Genomic DNA, 18,844 nt, shown 5'->3' with positions numbered 1-18,844 from the left:
TCGCCGCCCGGGCGCTGCGCAGCGGATCAGCGTGGGCGCTGCGCAGGGGATCAGCGCGGCGGCTCAGCGCGGCGTGAGCGTTCCGCGCGCGAGCTTGTGCTGCGCCGACTGCGCGACCGGCCGGATCGTGACCAGGTCGAGGTTCACGTGCGCCGGCAGCTCCACCGCGTGCACGATCGCCTCGGCGACGTCGTCGGCCACGAGCGGGCCCGGCACGTCGTCGTAGACCGCTGCGGCCTTCTGCTCGTCGCCGCGGAACCGGGTGAGCGCGAACTCGTCGGTCTTCACCAGTCCGGGGGCGATCTCGACGACGCGGATCGGTTCGCCGTTCAGCTCGAGCCGGAGCGCGCCGACCAGGGCGTGCTCGGCGAACTTCGCGGCGTTGTAGCCGCCACCGTTCTCGTACGCCACGAACCCGGCCGTGCTCGTCACCGTGACGATGTCGGCTCCACCGGTCGCACGGGCACGGTCCCGCAGGTGCGGCAGCAGCGCGGCGACGACACGCTTCGTGCCGATCACGTTGACCTCGAACATGGCACGCCAGTCGTCGACGTCCGACTCCTCGACGCTGGCCGAGCCGAACGCGCCACCGGCGTTGTTCACCAGGACGTCGGCGCCGCCGAGCTCGGCGACGCGGGCGGCGAGCGCCTCGACGTCGGCAGCACTCGTGATGTCCGCCACCAGGACCTCGGCACCGGTCTCCGCGGCGAGCGCCTCGAGCTTCGCCGCTCGGCGGGCGACGGCCAGCACGTCCCAGCCCCGCGACCGCAACAGCCGGACGGTGGCCGCCCCGATGCCCGAGCTCGCTCCGGTGACGACTGCGCGCCGTGCTGCCATGTGATCTGCCTCCTGGGTCGGTGACCGGGCGACTGATCGCCCCGGTTCCTGGACGACTGCTCGCCCCGGACCCCAACCGTACCGACCCTCCCAGGTCACGATCCGGTAACGTGACCGACGATGACGACGGATGCCGCCCCTCCCGCACCCTCGGCCCCGGCGACGCAGCTCGAACCCGGCCGGGCACCGCGCCGTATCCCCATGTGGGACACCGCGCGGTTCGTCGCCGTGACGCTCGTGGTGATCGGTCACGCGATCCAGCGCCAGACGACGGCGAGCGAGCACGCCCTGGCGCTCTACACGTTCATCTACGCGTTCCACATGCCCGCGTTCGGTGTGATCAGCGGGTACTTCTCGTCGGCGGACACCCCGACGGCGAAGCGCATGCGCCGCACGATCACCGACATCGTCGTGCCGTACATCATCATGCAGACGATCTGGACCGTGGTGCAGGGCATCGTCGAGGGCGGTAAGGACTTCAACCCGACCCAGCCGACCTGGACCTTGTGGTTCCTGCTGGCCCTCGGCATCTTCAAGCTCATCCTGCCGTACCTCGCACAGTTGCGGTGGCCGTTGTTCTGGGCCGTCGTGTCCAGCATCGGCGTCGGCTACTTCGACAACGTGGACTCGACGCTCTCGCTGTCCCGCGCCATCAGCCTGCTGCCGTTCTTCCTGCTCGGGTGGCAGGTCAAGCAGTGGGGGCTCTTCGACCGCTGGTACGAGGCCTCGCGTCGCGTGGTGGTCAGGGTCCGGGTCGCCGCCGCCGTGGTGTTCGCCGCCTGGGCGGTGTCGTGCGCGGTGTGGATCCCGCAGTTCAAGGAGTTCGACCTGCACCACTGGTTCTTCTACGACGACTCGTACTCGGGTCTCGGCGAGGACGCGTGGTGGGCCGGAGCCGTCCGCTTCGGCCTGATGCTGCTCGCGTCGCTGCTGACCGCGTCGTTCCTGGTGCTCATCCCCCGCCGGAACATCTGGCTCACGCAGTTCGGTGCGGCGACCATGTACGTCTACCTGCTGCACACCTTCGTGCTCTACCCGATCCGCGAGTCCGGTGTGCTCGCCGGCCCGCACTCCGCGTGGCCGTTCGTGCTGCTGATGGTCGCGATCGCCTGCGCGGTCAGCCTCTTCCTGGCCCAGCCCTTCGTGCGGCGCGGGATGCGCTGGCTGCTGGAACCGAACGTCGGCTGGCTGTTCCGTCGCGACGCGTGACCCTTTCCCCCTTCCTCGCACCGTGCGAGGCCCGCTGGCGAACGGTGCGAGGTTCCGCCCGTGGTGCAGGGGGCGCAGGCGCGCACCGAGTCCGGAACCTCGCACCACAGGTGACCTCGCACCGTGCGACCCCGCGTCGCGCTGCGCTGGACGGGAGGCCCGTGGCGCGTCGGGCGTGCGCGTTACGTCCCGAGGCGGGCGCGCTGGTACCAGCGCGACCACCTGCGTACCGTGAGTGCCGACGCAAAGCAGCGCCGCGCCTCCAGGCCGAGCGCAAGGCGACCCGACGACCAGCCGCACCGGACAGGAGCACCAAGATGACCGAGCACGACGCCGCGCAGTGGCGGTTCGAGACCACGCAGGTCCACGCCGGCGCACAGCCGGACCCGACCACGGGCGCCCGCGCCACCCCGATCTACAAGACGACCTCGTACGTCTTCGCGAACTCGGACGAGGCCCGCGACCTGTTCGCCCTCGCCAAGCCGGGCAACATCTACTCCCGGATCATGAACCCGACGAACGACGTCGTGGAGCAGCGCATCGCGGCGCTCGAGGGCGGCAGCGGCGCACTCCTCGTGGCGTCCGGTCAGGCGGCGGAGACGTACGCCGTGCTGAACATCGCGGGGGCGGGCGACCACATCGTGTCGTCGTCGTCGATCTACGGCGGCACGTACAACCTGTTCAAGTACACGCTGGCGAAGCTCGGCATCGAGACGACGTTCGTCGAGGACCAGGACGACCTCGAGGAGTGGCGGCGCGCCGTCCGCCCGAACACGAAGCTGTTCTTCGCCGAGACCATCGGCAACCCGAAGATCAACGTCCTCGACATCACCGGCGTCAGCGACGTCGCACACGAGTCCGGCGTCCCGCTGATCGTCGACAACACGATCGCGACGCCGTACCTGATCCGTCCGTTCGAGCACGGAGCCGACATCGTCGTGCACTCGGCGACGAAGTTCCTCGGCGGCCACGGCACCGTCATCGGCGGCATCATCGTCGACGGCGGGAAGTTCGCCTGGTCGCAGCACCCGGACAAGTTCCCGGAGTTCAACACGCCCGACCCGTCGTACCACGGTGCGGTCTTCGCGGAGGCGGTCGGCAACGAGCTCGCCTACATCGTGAAGGCGCGCGTGCAGCTGCTGCGCGACCTCGGGGCGTCGAACTCGGCGGACACGGCGTTCGCGCTGCTGCAGGGCATCGAGACCCTGTCGCTCCGCATCGAGCGCCACGTGTCGAACGCGCAGGAGATCGCCGAGTGGCTCGACCGCCACCCGGACGTCGCCACCGTCGCCTACGCCGGCCTGCCGACGTCGCCCTGGTACGCCGCGGCGAACCGGTACGCGCCGAAGGGCGTCGGCGCCGTGCTGTCGTTCGAACTCAAGGGCGGCGTGCCGGCCGGCAAGGCGTTCGTCGACAACCTGCAGCTGTTCTCGCACCTGGCCAACATCGGTGACGTGCGCTCGCTCGTGATCCACCCGGCGTCGACCACGCACTCGCAGCTCACGCCCGAGCAGCAGCTCACCACCGGGGTCACGCCGGGCCTGGTCCGGCTGTCCGTCGGCATCGAGAACATCGAGGACCTGAAGGCCGACCTCGAGGCCGGGCTCGCCGCGGCGCGTGCGGTGTCGCAGGAGGGGCAGCGCGCGTAGCGTTCGCCCGCCCGGGGACCCCGACTCCGACTCCGAACGACAAGGTCGACGTCGCACGACGTCGACCTTGTCGTCTGCCCGCCCGTGCAACAGTTGCCGGCGCGGCGGTGCGACTTCCTCGATGTCGTACGACGTCGATGTTGTCGCACCCACCCGCGGCCGAAGACCCGGCCGCGGGGCGGACGTGACGTAACACGGCGGCGGCGAGCCGCGCCTCCCGGCAGACTGGACGCACCATGGACTGGCAGACGACCCCCGAGGACTCCGTGCCGTCCACCCTGGTGCCCGGCGCCGAACTCGGCACCCTCGGCAAGCCGCCCGTCACGGGCGCCTGGCGCCCCGGCGACCACCCGGGTGCGCGGCACTTCGTGTCCCTCGGCGAGCAGTGGGTGCGCGGCGGGCGCCTGCCGGCCGTGCGCGTCGCCTACGAGACGTGGGGCACGCTCAACCCGGCGCGCGACAACGCCGTCCTGCTCTTCCACGCCCTGACCGGCGACTCGCACGTCGCCGGCGCTCCCGGTCCGGGGCACCGCACCGCCGGCTGGTGGGGCGACGTCGTCGGCCCCGGCCTGGCGATCGACACCGACGAGTGGTTCGTGATCGCACCGAACATGCTCGGCGGCTGCCAGGGCACGACCGGGCCGTCGTCGGTGTCCCCCACCGGCGTCGAGTGGGGCTCGCGCTTCCCGTTCGTCACCGTCCGCGACCAGGTCGAGGTGCAGCGCCAGCTCGCCGACCGACTCGGCATCGAGGTGTTCGCGGCCGTCGTCGGCGGGTCGATGGGCGGGATGCACGCCCTCGAGTTCGCGGTGTCGCACCCCGCGCGGGTCCAGCGGTTGGCGGTGCTGGCGTCGACGGCGCAGACCACGGCGGACCAGATCGCGGCGAACTCGCTGCAGCGCTCGGCGATCCAGATGGACCCGGCGTTCGCCGGCGGCGACTACTACGAAGCCCACGCCGGCGAGGGACCGCACCGCGGGCTGGCGCTCGCGCGGCGGATGGCGCTGATGACCTACCGGGCGTCCGACGAGCTGAACGGCCGGTTCGCCCGGTCCTGGCAGAGCGACGTCTCACCGCTCGGCGACGACGGACGGTTCTCGGTGGAGAGCTACCTCGACTTCCACGGCAACAAGTTCACCCGGCGTTTCGACGCATCGTCGTACATCACGCTCACGCACGCGATGGACTCGCACGACGTCGGCGCGGGACGTGGCGGTGTCGCGGCGGCGCTCGAACTCGTGACGGCGCGCACGCTCGTCGTGGGGATCTCGAGCGACCGGCTGTTCCCGATCGAGGACCAGCACCGGATCGCCGCCGGGGTCCCGGACACGGTCGACGGGGACACGGCCGCCGTGATCGAGAGCGAGTTCGGGCACGACGGGTTCCTCATCGAGCACGAGCAGGTCGGCGCGCACCTGCGGCGGTTGCTCGACGACTGAGCGCGGCGCGCGCGGCACGGCGCGCCGAACACCCCCCAACGGGTGTCGCCCGTGGTTGGATGGCTGCGAGCCCGGACTGAACGAGGCTCGGTTTCCCCGCACGACCCGTCACACCAGCTCGTCACCAACCAGGACATCGATGGACTTCATCGCACAGGAACGCGACCGCTTGCTGCGGGCGACGACCCGTGTCGTGGGCATCGTCTGCGCGCTCGTCAGCGTCGTCGGCGTGGTCTCCGCCGCCGCGGTCCCCGCTCTGCCGCTCGTGGGCGCCCTGCTCTGCATCGCCGCGATGGTGGCCTCGTTCGTGTTCTTCGGGCGCAGCGGCACCGTGTGGTGGACCGCCGCGATCCTCGTGACGGGGCTCGCGTCGCTCGCGATCCTGTTCTCCGGGGCGGACGAGTCGGTCCGCCCGCTCGTCGCCAGTGCCGTCATGACGCTCGCCGGCGGTTCGCTGTCCGCACCGTTGATGGCGCAGCGCGGGCAGCCGGTCGGCCTCGGACTCACGATCGCCGCCGGCGGTGTCGTCGTGGTCGTGATGGTCTGGGCCACCGGCGGGTTCCTGTCGACGCCCGTCAGCGGCGCCCTGCTCGGCTGGGTGCTCATCGCGGTCGTCGCCATCTGGATCTCGCGCAGCATCCCCCGCGTCGCCCGACGGATCTACAGCATCGGCACCGCGCACCGCGCCGAACGCCAGGCGAGCGAGACCGAGGCGCAGCGGCGGCAGGGCGCTCGGCTGCTGCACGACACGGTCCTCGCGACGCTCACGCTCCTCGCCCACTCGGGCGTCGGGGTCTCCGAGCAGGCGATGCGCGAGCAGGCCGCCGAGGACGCCCGACTCCTGCGCCACCTGCGACTCGGCGCGACCCCGCAGCCGTCGCAGTCCGGCGACTACTCGCTCACCCGCGAAGAGGAGTCGCCGCTCGGCCAGACCCTCGAGTCGGTGAAGCAGCGCTTCGGCCGGATGGGCCTCGAGGTCAGTTGGCACGGCACCGGCCAGGTGCTCCTGCCGTCGCACGTGCTCGACGCCTTCCTGCTGGCGCTCGGCGAGTGCCTCGAGAACGTCCGCCGGCACGCCGGTGTCGGCGAGGCGCACGTCACGATCGTCCACGACAACGACATGGTGCGCGCCATGGTCACGGACTCCGGGGTCGGGTTCGACCTGACCACCGTCAGCGCCGAACGACTCGGCTTCAAGGAGAGCGTCGTGAGCCGTCTGCGCGAGGTCGGCGGCGACGCCAAGCTCTTCTCCGCGCCGGGTTCCGGCACCACCGTCGTCCTGGAGGCACCGCGATGACCCGGGTCCCCGAGGACACCATCAGCCGCGGCCTGCCCGGTGAGTCCAGCGGCCAGCAGCCGCCCCGCACCCGCCGCGAGGCGCGCGAGCGCTACCGCACCAGCGAACGTCGGCAGGCCCGTGGACTCCCCTCGACCTCGACGGGCGCACGGTCGCTCCGCCAGGCCGCCAAGCCCGGCGCCTCGCTCGGTGCCGGGTACCTGGGCCTCGGCGCCGCGGTGCTCACCGCGATCGAGGCCGTGTCCGGCATCGTGTACTTCCTGGTCCGCTGGTCCGACTTCTCCGACCCGTGGCTGCCCGCCGCGGCGTGGGCGCTCTACCTCGTCGCCGCGGTCGGTGTCGGCCTGAGCGTGCTGACCTACGGCGAGCGGTTGACCGGACTGGCGTTCGTGCTGATCTGCGTCGTACTCGCGTGCGTGGTGACCCTCGACTTCATCGGGATCTGGCCCGAGCACGACATCGCGCACAGGGCGTCGGCGTCGATCGCCGCGGGCTTCGCGCTGCTGCCGATCGCCACGCTCCGGCCCGCCCGAGAAGTCGCCGCCGCCATCGCGGTGCTCGGCCTGGCGTTCATCGGCATGAGCATCGCATCGACCCCGATCACGAACGACACGCTGCCCGGCATCGTGTCCCTGCTCGCCCTGGTCGTCGTGCCGCCGTCGATCGCCCTGTACGTCGTGCAGCGGTTCCGGCAGCTCGTGCAGCGGGAACTCGACCGCGTGCTCGTGCAGAGCAACGTGCAGGCGCCGCAGTTCGCCGTCGGCATGCTCGCCTCGGACGAGCTCGCCCGACTCGACCTGGCCGCCGAGAAGCTGCTCGACGCCGTCGCGAACGGCACCGATCCCCTGCCGCTGTCGGACGCCTCGAGTTCCGTCGCGGCCTCGCTCGCGACCGAGCTCCGCCTGCACCTCATCGAGGGCCGACGCGAGACCTGGCTCTACCACGCGATCACGGAGTCCGACCACCTCGGGCGTTCGGTGAGCGTCGCCGATCCGGGCGCCCTCGCCGGACACCTCACCCCCGCCCAGCGCGACGGACTGCTGCAGGCCCTGTGGCAGATGGTCGGCGACGGCCGCACCGCCACCCCCGGCCTGCCGGTCGTCTCGGTCACGCTCGGCCCGGTCGGGTCCGACGGCCACCCCGTCACCGACGAGCGGATGGACGTGCCGGTCGTGATCGAGTCCCGCGGCGTCCAGCGCCGACGCCTCGGCCCCACCGCCTGGAGTGCCCTGCAACGCATCGGCCCGTACACCGAGACGGTCCGCGACGGCGCACTCCACATCGTCGCGCACTGTGTCGTGGACCGACATCCGTCGATGTAGCTGCCGGACACCCGGACAGCCTGCCCGTGCCACGTGCCCCGCCCTCCTAGGATCGGGCACGACCTGCCCCCGAGAAAGGACGCCCGCATGGCGACTCCAGAGGAACCCATCCGACTCGCACTCGTCGACGACCACAGGATGCTCCTCGGCGCGCTCACGGAGTGGATCCGGAACGCCGCCGACGACATCACCCTGGTCGCCGCGGTCACGACCTGGCCCGAGCTCCTGACGAGCCCGGCGTTCCCGGTGGACGTGGTGCTGCTCGACCTGGACCTCAAGGACTCCATCCCGGTGTCGCTGAAGATCTCGACGCTCAAGACCGCCGGAGTGAAGACGGTCGTGATGAGCACGTACTCGGAGCCGAACGTCGTGCGCGAGGCCCTGGGGGCCGGAGCCCTCGGCTACCTGGTGAAGAGCGAGGACGCCGACATGATCGTCGAGGCGATCCGCTCCGCCCAGCGCGGTGAACAGTACGTCTCCGCCGAGCTCGACCTGGCGATCAACAGCGGTGACGTCGGCGGCGTGCCGAAGCTCAGCGCCCAGGAGCGTCGCGTCATGGCGCTGTACGGCGGTGGCGAGCCCGTCAAGAGCGTCGCCTACCAGCTCGGCATCTCCGAGGAGACCGCGAAGAGCTACCTCAAGCGGATCCGCGAGAAGTACCGCGTCGCCGGGTTCGACGTCGGCACGAAGGTCGCGCTCCGGAAGCGCGCGATCACCGACGGCATCATCGTGCAGGACGGCGGCCCGCTGGGCCTGTAGCGCGCGGCGCACGTGCGGCGGTCTACCGCACCCCACATCGGACGGGAGGCCCGTGGCGGCGTCGCCACGGGCCTCCCGTCCGGTGCGTGGGCACACCCACCGCGCGTGTCCGGCGATCGGGGCCGACCTGCGGTCTGTACCGCCACAGCGACACTGTGCCGCCGACGCCGACGGTCCCATCCGGCAAAGCGACAGTCTGCCGTGAACAGTTCGCGGCAGACTGTCGCTTTCGCGAACCGCTCTGGCGTCGCCCGCGCGCGGTCAGTGGATGGGGACGGGCGCGGTGATCGGGCCAGTACTGGGCGACGGGGAGCGCAGCGCGGCACGGCGCGTGGTACGACGCTCGACCGAGTAGCTGAACATCGTGACGAGGACGCCGAGCAGTGCGAGGACGATGCCGAGCCAGCCCGGTGCGACGAACCCGAAGCCGGCCGCGATGACCGCGCCGCCGAGTGCCGCGCCGAGCGAGTTGCCGATGTTGAACGCCGAGTGGTTGAGCGCCGCGGCGATCGTCCGGGCGTCGCCGGCGACGTCCATCAACCGGGACTGCACCGCCGGCGGGATCGCCGACGAGGTCGCCCCGAGCAGGAACGCGCCGAGGAGCATGCCCCAGAGCCACTGCGCGGTCAGCACCGTGAGCAGCAGGGCGCCGATGAGCGAGAACATGCCGAAGTAGATCGTGCGCTTCACGCTGTGGTCGGCGAGGTGTCCGCCCAGCACACCACCGACCACCATCCCGATGCCGACGACCACCAGGACGATCGGCACGAACGACTCGGGCATGCCGGTGACGTGCTGCACGAGCGGTGAGATGTACGAGTAGACGGCGAAGAAGCCACCGAACCCGACCGCGCCGAGGCCCATCACGATCCAGACCTGCGGCACACGGAAGGCGCGGAGCTCCCGGCCGATCGTCGCGTGCTCGTCACGGGCGCTCTTCGGCACGAAGGCCGCGACGGCGAGGAAGGTCAGCGCGAAGAGCGCGGCGACCACGCCGTAGGCGATCCGCCAGCCGGCGAGCTGGCCGACCCAGGTGATCGCGGGGACGCCGACGACGTTCGCGACCGACAGACCGAGCAGCACCATCGCGATGCCCTTGCCGCGCTTGCCCGGGCCCATCATGTCGCCGGCGACGATCGAGGCGATGCCGAAGTAGGCGCCGTGCGGCAGGCCGGCCACGAAGCGGGCGACGAGCACCAGGCCGAACGACGGCAGCAGTGCGCTCGCGATCGTCGCGAGGACGAACCCGACGAGCAGCACGAGGATCAGGCCCTTGCGCGGGAACTTCGCGGACATCGCCGCGATGGTGGGAGCACCGACCACCACGCCGAGCGCGTAGGCGCTGACGAGCCAGCCCGCGTGCGCGATGCCGGCATCCGGGTCGAGGCCGTACTGCTGCGGCAGCAGCGCCTGCGCGATGTTCGGCAGGAGGCCCATCGCGACGAACTCGGTCGACCCGATGGCGAAGCCGCCGAGGGCGAGCGAGATGAGCGCGGCGGTGCGACGCGCAGGCGTGAGCTGTGACATGGGGCCTGTTCTCGGACGACGTCCTGCACGGGCGGCGTCGGATCGGGGTGTCGGCTGGACGGTGTCGGCGGGGGCGATCCGCGATCGTCGCGGTCCACGTGCTGATCGGCAGCGCGGCCACGCCCGAACGGGGTGCCGGTCCGGGTTCAGCAGCGAACGGGACGGTCCGGGTGGCGACGACCATCCCGGTCCGAGCAGTGTAGACCGCTCCAAAGGCCGAACGGAAGTCGCCGTGCGCGGCCGGCACGGGTCGCACCGGGCTGGCCCGGCCGTAACCGAGGAGAACCGGCTCAGGCCGCCTGACGCTCCGTGTGGGCGGGACGCGTCGACGGAGAAGCGAGTTCGGGCAGCTCGTCGCGGTGCGTCCAGCCGACGCCGCACTCGGCGCACGTAGCCCAGGCGTTCTCGCCCTGTTCGTCCGTGTCGATGACGACCGTTTGCAGGTCGCAGTCAGGGCACCAGCCGTCGTGGGTCATCACGCGCTCCTCGTCGTCTCGGGGCCACCGGATGTGGCTCGATACGGGCCATGAGACACCCGACCACCGACATCCCCGGGAGGGCGACGGCGTGTCGCGCGGGCCCCCGTTGTTCAATGAGCACATGTCCCTCGCCGCCACCGTGCTCGCCTCGTGCCCCGCCGGCGCGCCCGTGAACTGCGAGGACGCCACCGACCCGATGGGCATGGTGATCGTGCTCATCGCGGTGCTCGCCGGCATCGCGCTGCTCACCGTCCTCGTGGTGCTCGGGCCGGACCCCCGCCGACGGACCCGGGCACGGCGGCGCGACAAGCGCTGAGCGCGAGCGCCGAGCGAGAGCGAGAGCGCTACTCGCCCAGTGCCGCCTCGAGCCGCTCGAGCTTGCCGTCGATCTCGCCGGTGTGGCCCGGTCGGATGTCGGCCTTGAGCACGAGCGACACCCGCGTGCCGTAGGCGCCCACGGCCTCGGTGGCGCGCTTGACGACGTCCATGACCTCGTCCCACTCCCCCTCGAGCTCGGTGAACATCGACGACGTGCGGTTCGGCAGGCCGCTCTCGCGGACCACCCGCACGGCTGCGGCGACGGCGTCGTGCACGGAGCCGTCCGCCTGTTCGGAGGGACCACCGGACGGAGCAACGGAGAAGGCGACGATCATGCGTCCATCCTGCCCGCGCCCCGGCCCATCCGCACCAGCTCGACCACGGTCCACGCCAGGATCGCCACCTCGAGCACGTTCCGCAGCGTCAGCACCACGAGCATCCACGGCTGCAGCGTGAGCACCTGGTCGTAGTACGCCGGGTAGATCAGCTGCGTCAGCACGGCGGTGGGCAGCGCGGCGATGGCGATCGGCACGAACCGGCGCACACTCGGCGTCCCTGCGGCGAGCCCCCACACGATCGGCACGGCGAGCCAACCGATGTACTGCGGCGACCCGACCTTGTTGGTGGCGATGAGCGCCGCGACGAAGAGCAGCGCGAGCACGGGAGCGAGCTCGGCCCGACGAGCACCACGGCGTGCGGCCCACAGCGCGAGGACGACACCGGCGACGACTACGAGGGCCATCAGCGGCGTCGAGAGCGCGGCCGCTGCGTGCGTGCCGGCGCCGGAGACCTCGAACGTCAGGATCTGCTGGTTGTAGAACACGGCAGCGCCGGGAGCCCCGAACGCCGCCGCCCACATGAACGGCGTCGCGAGTGGCGACTCGATCTGCAGCGCACGCCCGGTCTGCTCACCGATGAACGACAGCAGGTACGGCGCTCCGCCCCAGAGCACGTCGACGAGCACGATGAGCGCGCTGAGCACGAGCGCCCCCGACAGCACGCCGCGGCGGTGCCCCTTCCGCAGGAGCAGCAGCACGGCGACGAGGGCGGCCGGCCAGACCTTCGTCCAGGCTCCGGCGGTGAACAGCGCCGAGGCGACCGCCGGCCGCGAGGCGACGAACGCCACACCGACCAGGGCGAACACGGTCGCCACGGTGTCGATGCGCCCGAGGGCGATCGGGCCGAGCGCGAGCAGGAAGGCGAGCCACCACCACACGACCCGCACGCCACGCGACGACGAGCCGCCCGTACGCGAGCCGAACGCGCCGCGCGCCCGGAACCGCCACAGGAACGCACACGCCACGGCGTCGAGCAGGACCATCAGCAGCAGCCACCCTGAGCCGATCGACGCGATGCCGCCGAGCGCCGCGGCGGCCATCGGCACGATCGCCAGGATCGGGTAGACCCACTCGCCGTCGATACCGACCCAGAAGTCCGCGCTCCGCCCGGTCTCGATCCACCGGCTGTACGTGATGGTGACGTCGCCGAGCGGCAGGTTCGCCGAGACGGCCGTCAGCCACCACAGCGCCGCGTGCACGGCGGCGAACGCCACCACGAACCCGACGCGTTCGATCCACGGGTTCCCGGTCCTCAGCACCGAACGAGCGTACCGGCAGCGCGCGTACCGGCAGCGGGCGCACCCGAACCGGCACCAAGCGCACCCGAACCGGCTGAGAATCCCAGGCTCCCCCAACCATGACGTGTCACCGTCTTGCTCGTGACCTCCGAAACCCCGCGCAAGCGCCGCAAGGCCGTCATCTGGATCTCCGTCATCGCCGCCGTCGTCGTGCTCGGCGTCATCGGGGCGATCGTCGCGACGAACGTCTACACGAGCAATGAGAACGCGAAGGCGTCCGCGGCACCGTCCGTGGCCGCCAGCCGACAGGCCTCCACCCTCGACGACGCCGATTTGTCCGGCGACTGGACGGTCGGCGGCGACTCCGAGGCCGGCTACCGCCTGCACGAGGTCCTGAACGGCTCGGACGTCACCGTCACGGGCCGCACCGACAGCGTCTCCGGCAGCGCCACCGTCGACGGCACGAGCATCACGAAGGCGACCATCACCGTGCAGGTCGCCGACATCGCCACCGACTCCGACCAGCGCGACTCCTACTTCCGCGACTCCGCGATGGACACCTCCGCCTTCCCCGAGGCCACGTTCGAACTCACCGAGCCGATCGCCGACGCGGTTCCCAGCGGCTCGGACACGACGACGGTCACCGCGACCGGCAAGCTCACGCTGCACGGCGTCACGAAGGACGTCACCGCCGACCTCCAGGTCGGCCTGAACGGCGACGGCGTCGACATCTCCGGCTCGATCCCGGTCACGTTCTCGGACTACGACGTGCAGGCACCGAGCCTCGGCTTCGTGAAGGTCGACGACTCCGGCACGGTCGAGTTCCTGGTGCACGCGACACCCGCGAGCTGACGTCCGCGACGCGCGTCACGCCCGGGACGTGCGCGACAGGCGGACGGGAGGCCCGGTGCCAGCTGGCACCGGGCCTCCCGTCCGTCTCCGCTCACGTCTGCAACTGGCGACACGATCGATGTCGCACGACGTCGACCGTGTCGTCATCCCGCTCCCGCAACCATGCAGGTGGGCAAGGAACGACGAACTCGATGTCGTACGACATCGACGCTGTCGCCACCGCGCGCGTGCAACCCCCGGCGCTCGCACGGAACGACGTCCTCGTCGTCGCGCGACAACGAGGAAGTCGTCACGCGGCGTCTGCAACAGGCGACATCACCGACGTCGTACGACGTCGAGGATGTCGCACCGACCGCTACCCGCGCGCGTCGCCGTCGACGACGAGGTCCCGCACGACGCCCGGCAGCTCGGCGATCAGCCCGGCCATCGGGAACGGGCCGCCGCCGGACGCCCGCCGGGCCGCGAGGCCGTGCACGACCGCAGCCGACGCGGCCAGGTGCGCGAGGTCCGACGGCGTCAGCGACGATCCGGCTGCCTCGACGGACCCCTGCCGCGCGGCGACGAGCGCCCCGAGGACCCCGCCCAGCACGTCCCCGGCACCGGCCGCAGCGAGCCACGGCGTCGCCGATGACGCCACGAGCCGCACCGACCCGTCCGGGGTGACCACGTGCGTGCGCTCGCCCTTGAGCAGCACGACGCTGCCGGTCTGCTCGGCTGCACGGAGGGCAGCGGCGGCCGGGTCCTGCTCGATCGATTCGCGGTCTTCCTGCAGCAACGAGGCGAGCTCCCCCGCGTGCGGGGTGAGGACGGCGAGCGGGCCGAGGTCGACGAGCGGGATCGCGCCCGCGTCGACCACGACCGGGACGCCGTCGTCGGAAGCGTGCCGGAACCCCGAGGCGGTCGTGTCGTCCAGGTCACCGAGCGACGACGCCGAGATGCCCGAGCCGACGAGCCAGGCCTGCACGCGTCCCACGCCGGACACGGCCTCGGGGCGGCGGGTGAGCACGTGGTCGGTGGCACGCGACGGTCCGACGTAGCGGACCATGCCGACGCCGGTGTGCACGGCGGCGTCGACGCCCAGCACCGCGGCGCCCGGGTACTGGTCGGACCCGGTCGCGATGCCGAGGACCCCGCGGCGGTACTTGGTGGACTCCCCCGTCGGCGCGGTGACCCACGCGGCTGCATCGGACGGCTGGACGGGCACGAAGTCGTTCACCGGCCCCACGTTACGGTGGAGCGCATGAGCCTGTTCCTGCCTGGTCGCGTGGTGGTCTTCGACTACGGCGAGGTGATCAGCCGGACGCCGCACGCGTCACGCGATGCCCTCGTCGAGCTGACGGGGGTGCCGGCCGACGAGCTGTTCCCCGTCTACCAGGAGCTCCGCCACGACCTGGACCGCGGGGACCTCTCCGTCGTGGCGTACTGGCGGGCTATCGGCGAGCGCGTCGGACGCAGCTGGAGCATCACGGACATCCACCGGTTCTGGGCCATCGACTTCACCGGGTGGTTCGAGGTCGAACCGGAGACCCTGGCGATCGTCGAGGAGCTGCACGACGCGGGTACCCGGGTGGCGCTGCTGTCCAACGCCGGCTTCGACTTCGGCGACCCGTACCGACGCTCCCCGATGGGCTCGCTGTTCGAGACCGTCGTGGTGAGCGCCGAGGAGCACGTCCTGAAGCCCGCCGCATCCATCTACCGCGACACCTGCGCGCGTCTGGGAATCGAGCCGCAGCAGATGGTGTTCGTGGACAACAGGGCCGAGAACGCCACCGGTGCGGAAGCGATCGGGGCGGTCGGCCACCACTACACGTCGTCGGCGTCACTGCGGTCGTTCCTGACGGAACTCGCGGCCGAGCCGGCGCCCGTCCCCTGAGGAGTCCCGCGTGACGCACGCCCTGTTCGAGCCGATCACCATCCGTGACCTGACGGTCCGCAACCGCATCTGGGTCTCCCCGATGTGCCAGTACTCGGCCGAGGAGCAGGACGGCATGCCGACCCCGTGGCACCTCGTCCACCTGGGCGGCTTCGCCAAGGGCGGGGCCGGAGCGGTCGTCGTCGAGGCCACCGGCGTGGTGCCGGAGGGCCGGATCAGCCCGCAGGACCTCGGACTCTGGAACGACCAGCAGCGCGACGCCTTCAAGCCGATCGTCGACTTCCTGCACGCGCAGGGTGCCGCCGCCGGTGTCCAGCTCGCGCACGCCGGCCGCAAGGCGTCGACGTTCCGTCCGTGGGAGTCCGAGCACGGGTCGGTCCCCGCCGAGCAGGGCGGCTGGTCGACCGTCGGCCCGTCCGCCGTGGCCTTCGACGGGTACGCCGTGCCGCGCGAGCTCGAGACCGAGGACATCCGGGTCGTCGCCCTGGCGTTCGCGCAGTCCGCTCGCCGTGCCGTCGAGGCCGGGTTCGACCTGGTCGAGATCCACGCAGCCCACGGGTACCTGCTGCACCAGTTCCTCTCGCCGCTCAGCAACCACCGCACCGACCAGTACGGCGGATCGCTCGAGAACCGTGCCCGGGCGCTGCTCGAGGTCGTCGACGCCGTCCGTGCCGAGGTCGGCGAGGGCTTCCCGATCGTCGTCCGGTTCTCGGCGACCGACTGGGTGGACGGCGGGGTCACGCTCGACGAGACCACGCAGGTCGCCCGGTGGGCTGCGGAGCACGGCGCGGACCTGGCCGACGTCTCGACCGGCGGCAACGTCGCGAGCGCACCGATCCCGGTCGGCCCCGGCTACCAGGTGCCGCACGCCGCGGCGATCAAGCGCGACGCCGGCATCGGCACCATCGCGGTCGGCATGATCTCCGAGGGCTTCCAGGCCGAGCAGATCGTCGCGACCGGGCAGGCCGACGTCGTGATGGTCGGCCGCGAGTTCCTGCGCGACCCGGGCTTCCCGCTGCGTGTGGCCGTCGAGCTCGGCGTGACCGTCGACTACGAGCCGCAGCAGTACCACCGCGCCCGCGTCACCGCGTAGGGACCGGCGGTTCTGTACGGCTTCACGGCTCCGGGCCCCGGCAGGCAGTACGATTGGCAGCACTGTGGACGATCCCCCGAATAGTTCTTCGCCTCACTCATCCGCCGCTCACTCGGTGAGCTGCACGTCATCCCCGTGCGCGGACGGGGGTGAATCATGAGTCCGATCGACATCGTCATGCTCGTCGGCGGCATCCTGCTGACGCTCGGCACCGGCGTCTTCGTCGCGTCCGAGTTCGCGCTCGTCAACCTCGACCGCGCCGACGTCGAAGCGCGTCGCGACCGCGGTGAGCCGGGCCTGGCACCCGTCATCGGGGCGTTGAAGGTCACCTCGACGCACCTGTCCAGTGCGCAGCTCGGCATCACGCTGACCACGCTGCTCACCGGTTACCTGCTCGAGCCGTCGATCGCGAAGCTGCTCGAGGCGCCGTTCCTGGCGATGAACCTGCCGGAGGGCATCGTCGAGACGGTCGGCTCGATCATCGCGCTCGTCATCGCGACCCTGTTGTCGATGATCCTCGGTGAGCTCGTGCCGAAGAACTTCGCCCTCGCGCTGCCGCTGCAGACCGCGAAGCTCGTCGTGCCGTTGCAGATCGCCTTCACGACCGTGTTCAAGCCGGCCGTCGCGGTGCTGAACGGCACCGCGAACGCCGTGCTCCGGTCGATCGGCATCGAGCCGCAAGAGGAACTGTCCGGCGCTCGCAGCGCCGAGGAGCTCACCTCGCTGCTCCGCCGGTCGGCATCAGAGGGGTCGCTCGAGCAGGACACCGCAACCCTGCTCGAACGGACGATCTCGTTCTCCGAGCTGAGCGCCAGCGACGTGATGACCCCGCGCCCGCGGCTCTCCACCATCCGCGTGTCCGAGTCCGCGCAGGACGTCATCGCCCTCGCCCGCAAGACCGGCTTCAGCCGCTTCCCCGTCATCGAGGAGGACGCGGACGACGTCGTCGGTATCGTGCACGTCAAGCAGGCGGTCGCCGTCCCCCGCGAGAAGCGCGCGGAGGTCCCCGTCGGGGCCCTCATGACCGACGCCGAACGCGTGCCCGAGACGATGCCGGGCGACACCCTGCTCGCCGAGGTCCGCGGCCGCGGCTACCAGATGGTCATCGTGGTCGACGAGTACGGCGGCACCGCCGGGGTCGTCACGCTCGAGGACCTGATCGAGGAGATCGTCGGCGAGGTCTCCGACGAGCACGACCGCGCGCGCATCGACGTGGTCCGCTCCCGCGACTGGTTGACCTTCCCCGGTCTCCTGCGGCCCGACGAGCTCGAGGACCGCGCCGGCGTGAAGGTGCCGGAGGACGGCCCGTACGAGACCGTCGGCGGCTTCCTCATGTCGACGCTCGGCCGCCTGCCGGTCGTCGGTGACGAGGTCCCGCTCGACGGCGGCGTGTTCCGCGTCGAACGCCTCGACGGCCGGCGGATCGACCGCATCCGCTGGACCCCGACGCCCCCGCCGACGGACACCGCGGCGACCGCCATCATCATCCCGTCCACGAAGACCACCACGAAGGGCAGTACCCGATGAGCTCCGACTGGTGGGGCATCTTCTGGCTCTTCGTGCTGCTGCTCGGCAACGCGTACTTCGTCGCCGCCGAGTTCGCCGTCATCTCCGCGCGCCGCTCGCAGATCGAACCGCGTGCGGAGGAGGGCTCGAAGGCCGCGCAGATGACCCTGTGGGCGATGGAGCACGCCACCCGCATGCTCGCGACCACGCAGCTCGGCATCACGGTCTGCTCGCTGCTCATCCTGAACGTCTCCGAGCCGGCGATCCACCACCTGCTCGAGGTCCCGCTGCACCTGACGGGCTGGAGCGTCGAGGTCATCGGCACCGTGGCGTTCGTGATCACGCTGCTGCTCGTCTCGTTCCTGCACGTGGTGTTCGGCGAGATGGTCCCGAAGAACATCTCGTTCTCGATGCCGGACCGGGCAGCACTGCTGCTCGTGCCGACGCTCTGGTACATCGGCCACGGCCTGCACTGGGTCATCGTCGGCCTGAACGAGGTCGCGAACGCCGTGCTGCGCTTGTTCCGTGTCGAGCCCAAGGACGAAGCCGTCAGCGCGTTCACGGTGGAAGAGGTGCAGACCATCGTGGAGCAGTCCCGCCGCGAGGGCACCCTGACCGACGACGGCAAGCTCGCGTTGGCGTTCGAGTTCACCGAGAAGAAGGTCCGCGACGTCGCCGTGCCGATGGCCGAGCTCGTCACCCTGCCCGAGGACGCCACCCCGGCGGACGTCGAGCGTGCGGTGGCGCAGCGTGGGTTCTCGCGGTACGTGCTCGTGGGCGAGGACGGCTCCCCCACGGGCTACGTGCACGTGAAGGACGTCATCGACCTGCGGCCGGACGAGTTCGACGACCCGGTGCCGCCGAAGCGCATCCGGCAGCTCATCTCGCTCTACACGGAGATGGACCTCGAGGACGCCCTGGCCACCATGCGAGCTGCTGGCCGCCACGTGGCTCGCGCGTTCGACGCCGACGGCCGGACCATCGGCGTGCTCTTCCTCGAGGACATCCTCGAGGAGCTCGTCGGAGAGGTCGAGGACGCGACCCGACGCCGGTAGACGCGGGAACAGACGGACGGGAGGCACGGTGCCAGTTGGCATCGTGCCTCCCG

Annotated in this window: 18 protein-coding genes; 12 read left to right on the top strand and 6 right to left on the bottom strand. The window is 71.2% G+C overall.

All coding sequences use genetic code 11. The annotated features are described in order from the left end of the window. Positions 1-63: 63 nt before the first annotated feature. Positions 64-837, bottom strand: a complete 774-nt coding sequence (locus tag EDF63_RS07210; protein WP_123312351.1) for an SDR family oxidoreductase — start codon at positions 835-837, stop codon at positions 64-66. Between the two features lie 120 nt (positions 838-957). On the opposite strand from EDF63_RS07210, the gene EDF63_RS07205 reads away from it, so the two are divergent. The 6 genes from EDF63_RS07205 (at position 958) to EDF63_RS07180 (ending at position 8,512) form a co-directional block, all read left to right on the top strand. Continuing rightward, entirely contained in the window at positions 958-2,046 is a 1,089-nt protein-coding gene (locus tag EDF63_RS07205) for an acyltransferase family protein (RefSeq protein WP_123312350.1), read from the top strand. Between the two features lie 317 nt (positions 2,047-2,363). Continuing rightward, positions 2,364-3,695, top strand: a complete 1,332-nt coding sequence (locus EDF63_RS07200; RefSeq protein ID WP_123312349.1) for a bifunctional o-acetylhomoserine/o-acetylserine sulfhydrylase — start codon at positions 2,364-2,366, stop codon at positions 3,693-3,695. Positions 3,696-3,931: 236 nt separating this feature from the next. After that, positions 3,932-5,134 carry a homoserine O-acetyltransferase gene (locus EDF63_RS07195; protein ID WP_123312348.1) on the top strand — a complete coding sequence of 401 codons (1,203 nt, stop codon included), beginning with the start codon at positions 3,932-3,934 and terminating at the stop codon, positions 5,132-5,134. A gap of 139 nt (positions 5,135-5,273) precedes the next feature. After that, positions 5,274-6,431 (top strand): sensor histidine kinase, encoded by a 1,158-nt coding sequence (locus EDF63_RS07190; RefSeq protein ID WP_123312347.1) that lies wholly within the window; start codon positions 5,274-5,276, stop codon positions 6,429-6,431. After that, positions 6,428-7,753, top strand: coding sequence for a hypothetical protein (locus tag EDF63_RS07185; RefSeq protein WP_123312346.1), 1,326 nt, complete (start codon positions 6,428-6,430; stop codon positions 7,751-7,753). Before EDF63_RS07190 ends, EDF63_RS07185 begins: the two co-directional genes overlap by 4 nt. A gap of 87 nt (positions 7,754-7,840) precedes the next feature. Further along, entirely contained in the window at positions 7,841-8,512 is a 672-nt protein-coding gene (locus tag EDF63_RS07180) for a response regulator transcription factor (protein ID WP_123312345.1), read from the top strand. Positions 8,513-8,773: 261 nt separating this feature from the next. Here EDF63_RS07180 and EDF63_RS07175 read toward each other — a convergent pair whose 3' ends face one another. Both EDF63_RS07175 and EDF63_RS07170 read right to left on the bottom strand, forming a co-directional pair. Beyond that, a complete protein-coding gene (locus EDF63_RS07175; RefSeq protein WP_123312344.1) occupies positions 8,774-10,039 on the bottom strand; it encodes an MFS transporter in 1,266 nt (421 codons plus the stop codon). Between the two features lie 290 nt (positions 10,040-10,329). Next, on the bottom strand, positions 10,330-10,515 hold the full coding sequence (locus EDF63_RS07170) for a hypothetical protein (protein ID WP_148061748.1): 186 nt from the start codon (positions 10,513-10,515) through the stop codon (positions 10,330-10,332). Positions 10,516-10,639: 124 nt separating this feature from the next. Here EDF63_RS07170 and EDF63_RS18420 point away from each other — a divergent pair, with 124 nt between their 5' ends. Next, complete coding sequence (locus tag EDF63_RS18420) at positions 10,640-10,834, top strand: hypothetical protein (protein WP_148061747.1); 195 nt, start codon at positions 10,640-10,642, stop codon at positions 10,832-10,834. 28 nt (positions 10,835-10,862) lie between these two features. Here EDF63_RS18420 and EDF63_RS07165 read toward each other — a convergent pair whose 3' ends face one another. Both EDF63_RS07165 and EDF63_RS07160 read right to left on the bottom strand, forming a co-directional pair. Beyond that, complete coding sequence (locus EDF63_RS07165; RefSeq protein ID WP_123312342.1) at positions 10,863-11,171, bottom strand: thiamine-binding protein; 309 nt, start codon at positions 11,169-11,171, stop codon at positions 10,863-10,865. After that, positions 11,168-12,433, bottom strand: coding sequence for a glycosyltransferase 87 family protein (locus EDF63_RS07160; RefSeq protein WP_123312341.1), 1,266 nt, complete (start codon positions 12,431-12,433; stop codon positions 11,168-11,170). The genes EDF63_RS07165 and EDF63_RS07160 overlap by 4 nt, the downstream gene beginning before the upstream one ends. A gap of 120 nt (positions 12,434-12,553) precedes the next feature. Here EDF63_RS07160 and EDF63_RS07155 point away from each other — a divergent pair, with 120 nt between their 5' ends. Then, a complete protein-coding gene (locus EDF63_RS07155; protein ID WP_260233010.1) occupies positions 12,554-13,264 on the top strand; it encodes a YceI family protein in 711 nt (236 codons plus the stop codon). A gap of 355 nt (positions 13,265-13,619) precedes the next feature. On the opposite strand, the gene EDF63_RS07150 is transcribed toward EDF63_RS07155, so the two are convergent. Further along, positions 13,620-14,480, bottom strand: a complete 861-nt coding sequence (locus tag EDF63_RS07150; RefSeq protein ID WP_123312340.1) for an ADP/ATP-dependent (S)-NAD(P)H-hydrate dehydratase — start codon at positions 14,478-14,480, stop codon at positions 13,620-13,622. Between the two features lie 24 nt (positions 14,481-14,504). Between EDF63_RS07150 and EDF63_RS07145 the strand changes: the two genes are divergently transcribed. From EDF63_RS07145 to EDF63_RS07130, 4 genes are all read left to right on the top strand, one after another. Continuing rightward, positions 14,505-15,137 (top strand): HAD family phosphatase, encoded by a 633-nt coding sequence (locus EDF63_RS07145; RefSeq protein ID WP_123312339.1) that lies wholly within the window; start codon positions 14,505-14,507, stop codon positions 15,135-15,137. 10 nt (positions 15,138-15,147) lie between these two features. After that, positions 15,148-16,230 (top strand): NADH:flavin oxidoreductase/NADH oxidase, encoded by a 1,083-nt coding sequence (locus EDF63_RS07140; protein ID WP_123312338.1) that lies wholly within the window; start codon positions 15,148-15,150, stop codon positions 16,228-16,230. Positions 16,231-16,386: 156 nt separating this feature from the next. Beyond that, positions 16,387-17,757, top strand: coding sequence for a hemolysin family protein (locus tag EDF63_RS07135; protein WP_123312337.1), 1,371 nt, complete (start codon positions 16,387-16,389; stop codon positions 17,755-17,757). Next, a complete protein-coding gene (locus EDF63_RS07130) occupies positions 17,754-18,791 on the top strand; it encodes a hemolysin family protein (protein ID WP_123312336.1) in 1,038 nt (345 codons plus the stop codon). The genes EDF63_RS07135 and EDF63_RS07130 overlap by 4 nt, the downstream gene beginning before the upstream one ends. Positions 18,792-18,844 lie beyond the last annotated feature (53 nt).

It is taken from the genome of Curtobacterium sp. JUb34, assembly GCF_003755065.1.
Classification (GTDB): domain Bacteria; phylum Actinomycetota; class Actinomycetes; order Actinomycetales; family Microbacteriaceae; genus Curtobacterium.
Note: the sequence above shows the minus strand (reverse complement) of the source record. Positions and strands in the feature narration are given on the sequence as shown.

Coding starts and splice junctions, on each gene's coding strand:
- EDF63_RS07185 (WP_123312346.1), top strand. CDS start 6,428: ATGACCCGGGTCCCCGAGGACACCATCAGCCGCGGCCTGCCCGGTGAG.
- EDF63_RS07180 (WP_123312345.1), top strand. CDS start 7,841: ATGGCGACTCCAGAGGAACCCATCCGACTCGCACTCGTCGACGACCAC.
- EDF63_RS07190 (WP_123312347.1), top strand. CDS start 5,274: ATGGACTTCATCGCACAGGAACGCGACCGCTTGCTGCGGGCGACGACC.
- EDF63_RS07175 (WP_123312344.1), bottom strand. CDS start 10,039: ATGTCACAGCTCACGCCTGCGCGTCGCACCGCCGCGCTCATCTCGCTC.
- EDF63_RS07210 (WP_123312351.1), bottom strand. CDS start 837: ATGGCAGCACGGCGCGCAGTCGTCACCGGAGCGAGCTCGGGCATCGGG.
- EDF63_RS07135 (WP_123312337.1), top strand. CDS start 16,387: ATGAGTCCGATCGACATCGTCATGCTCGTCGGCGGCATCCTGCTGACG.
- EDF63_RS07165 (WP_123312342.1), bottom strand. CDS start 11,171: ATGATCGTCGCCTTCTCCGTTGCTCCGTCCGGTGGTCCCTCCGAACAG.
- EDF63_RS07205 (WP_123312350.1), top strand. CDS start 958: ATGACGACGGATGCCGCCCCTCCCGCACCCTCGGCCCCGGCGACGCAG.
- EDF63_RS07195 (WP_123312348.1), top strand. CDS start 3,932: ATGGACTGGCAGACGACCCCCGAGGACTCCGTGCCGTCCACCCTGGTG.
- EDF63_RS07200 (WP_123312349.1), top strand. CDS start 2,364: ATGACCGAGCACGACGCCGCGCAGTGGCGGTTCGAGACCACGCAGGTC.
- EDF63_RS07145 (WP_123312339.1), top strand. CDS start 14,505: ATGAGCCTGTTCCTGCCTGGTCGCGTGGTGGTCTTCGACTACGGCGAG.
- EDF63_RS18420 (WP_148061747.1), top strand. CDS start 10,640: ATGTCCCTCGCCGCCACCGTGCTCGCCTCGTGCCCCGCCGGCGCGCCC.
- EDF63_RS07170 (WP_148061748.1), bottom strand. CDS start 10,515: ATGACCCACGACGGCTGGTGCCCTGACTGCGACCTGCAAACGGTCGTC.
- EDF63_RS07130 (WP_123312336.1), top strand. CDS start 17,754: ATGAGCTCCGACTGGTGGGGCATCTTCTGGCTCTTCGTGCTGCTGCTC.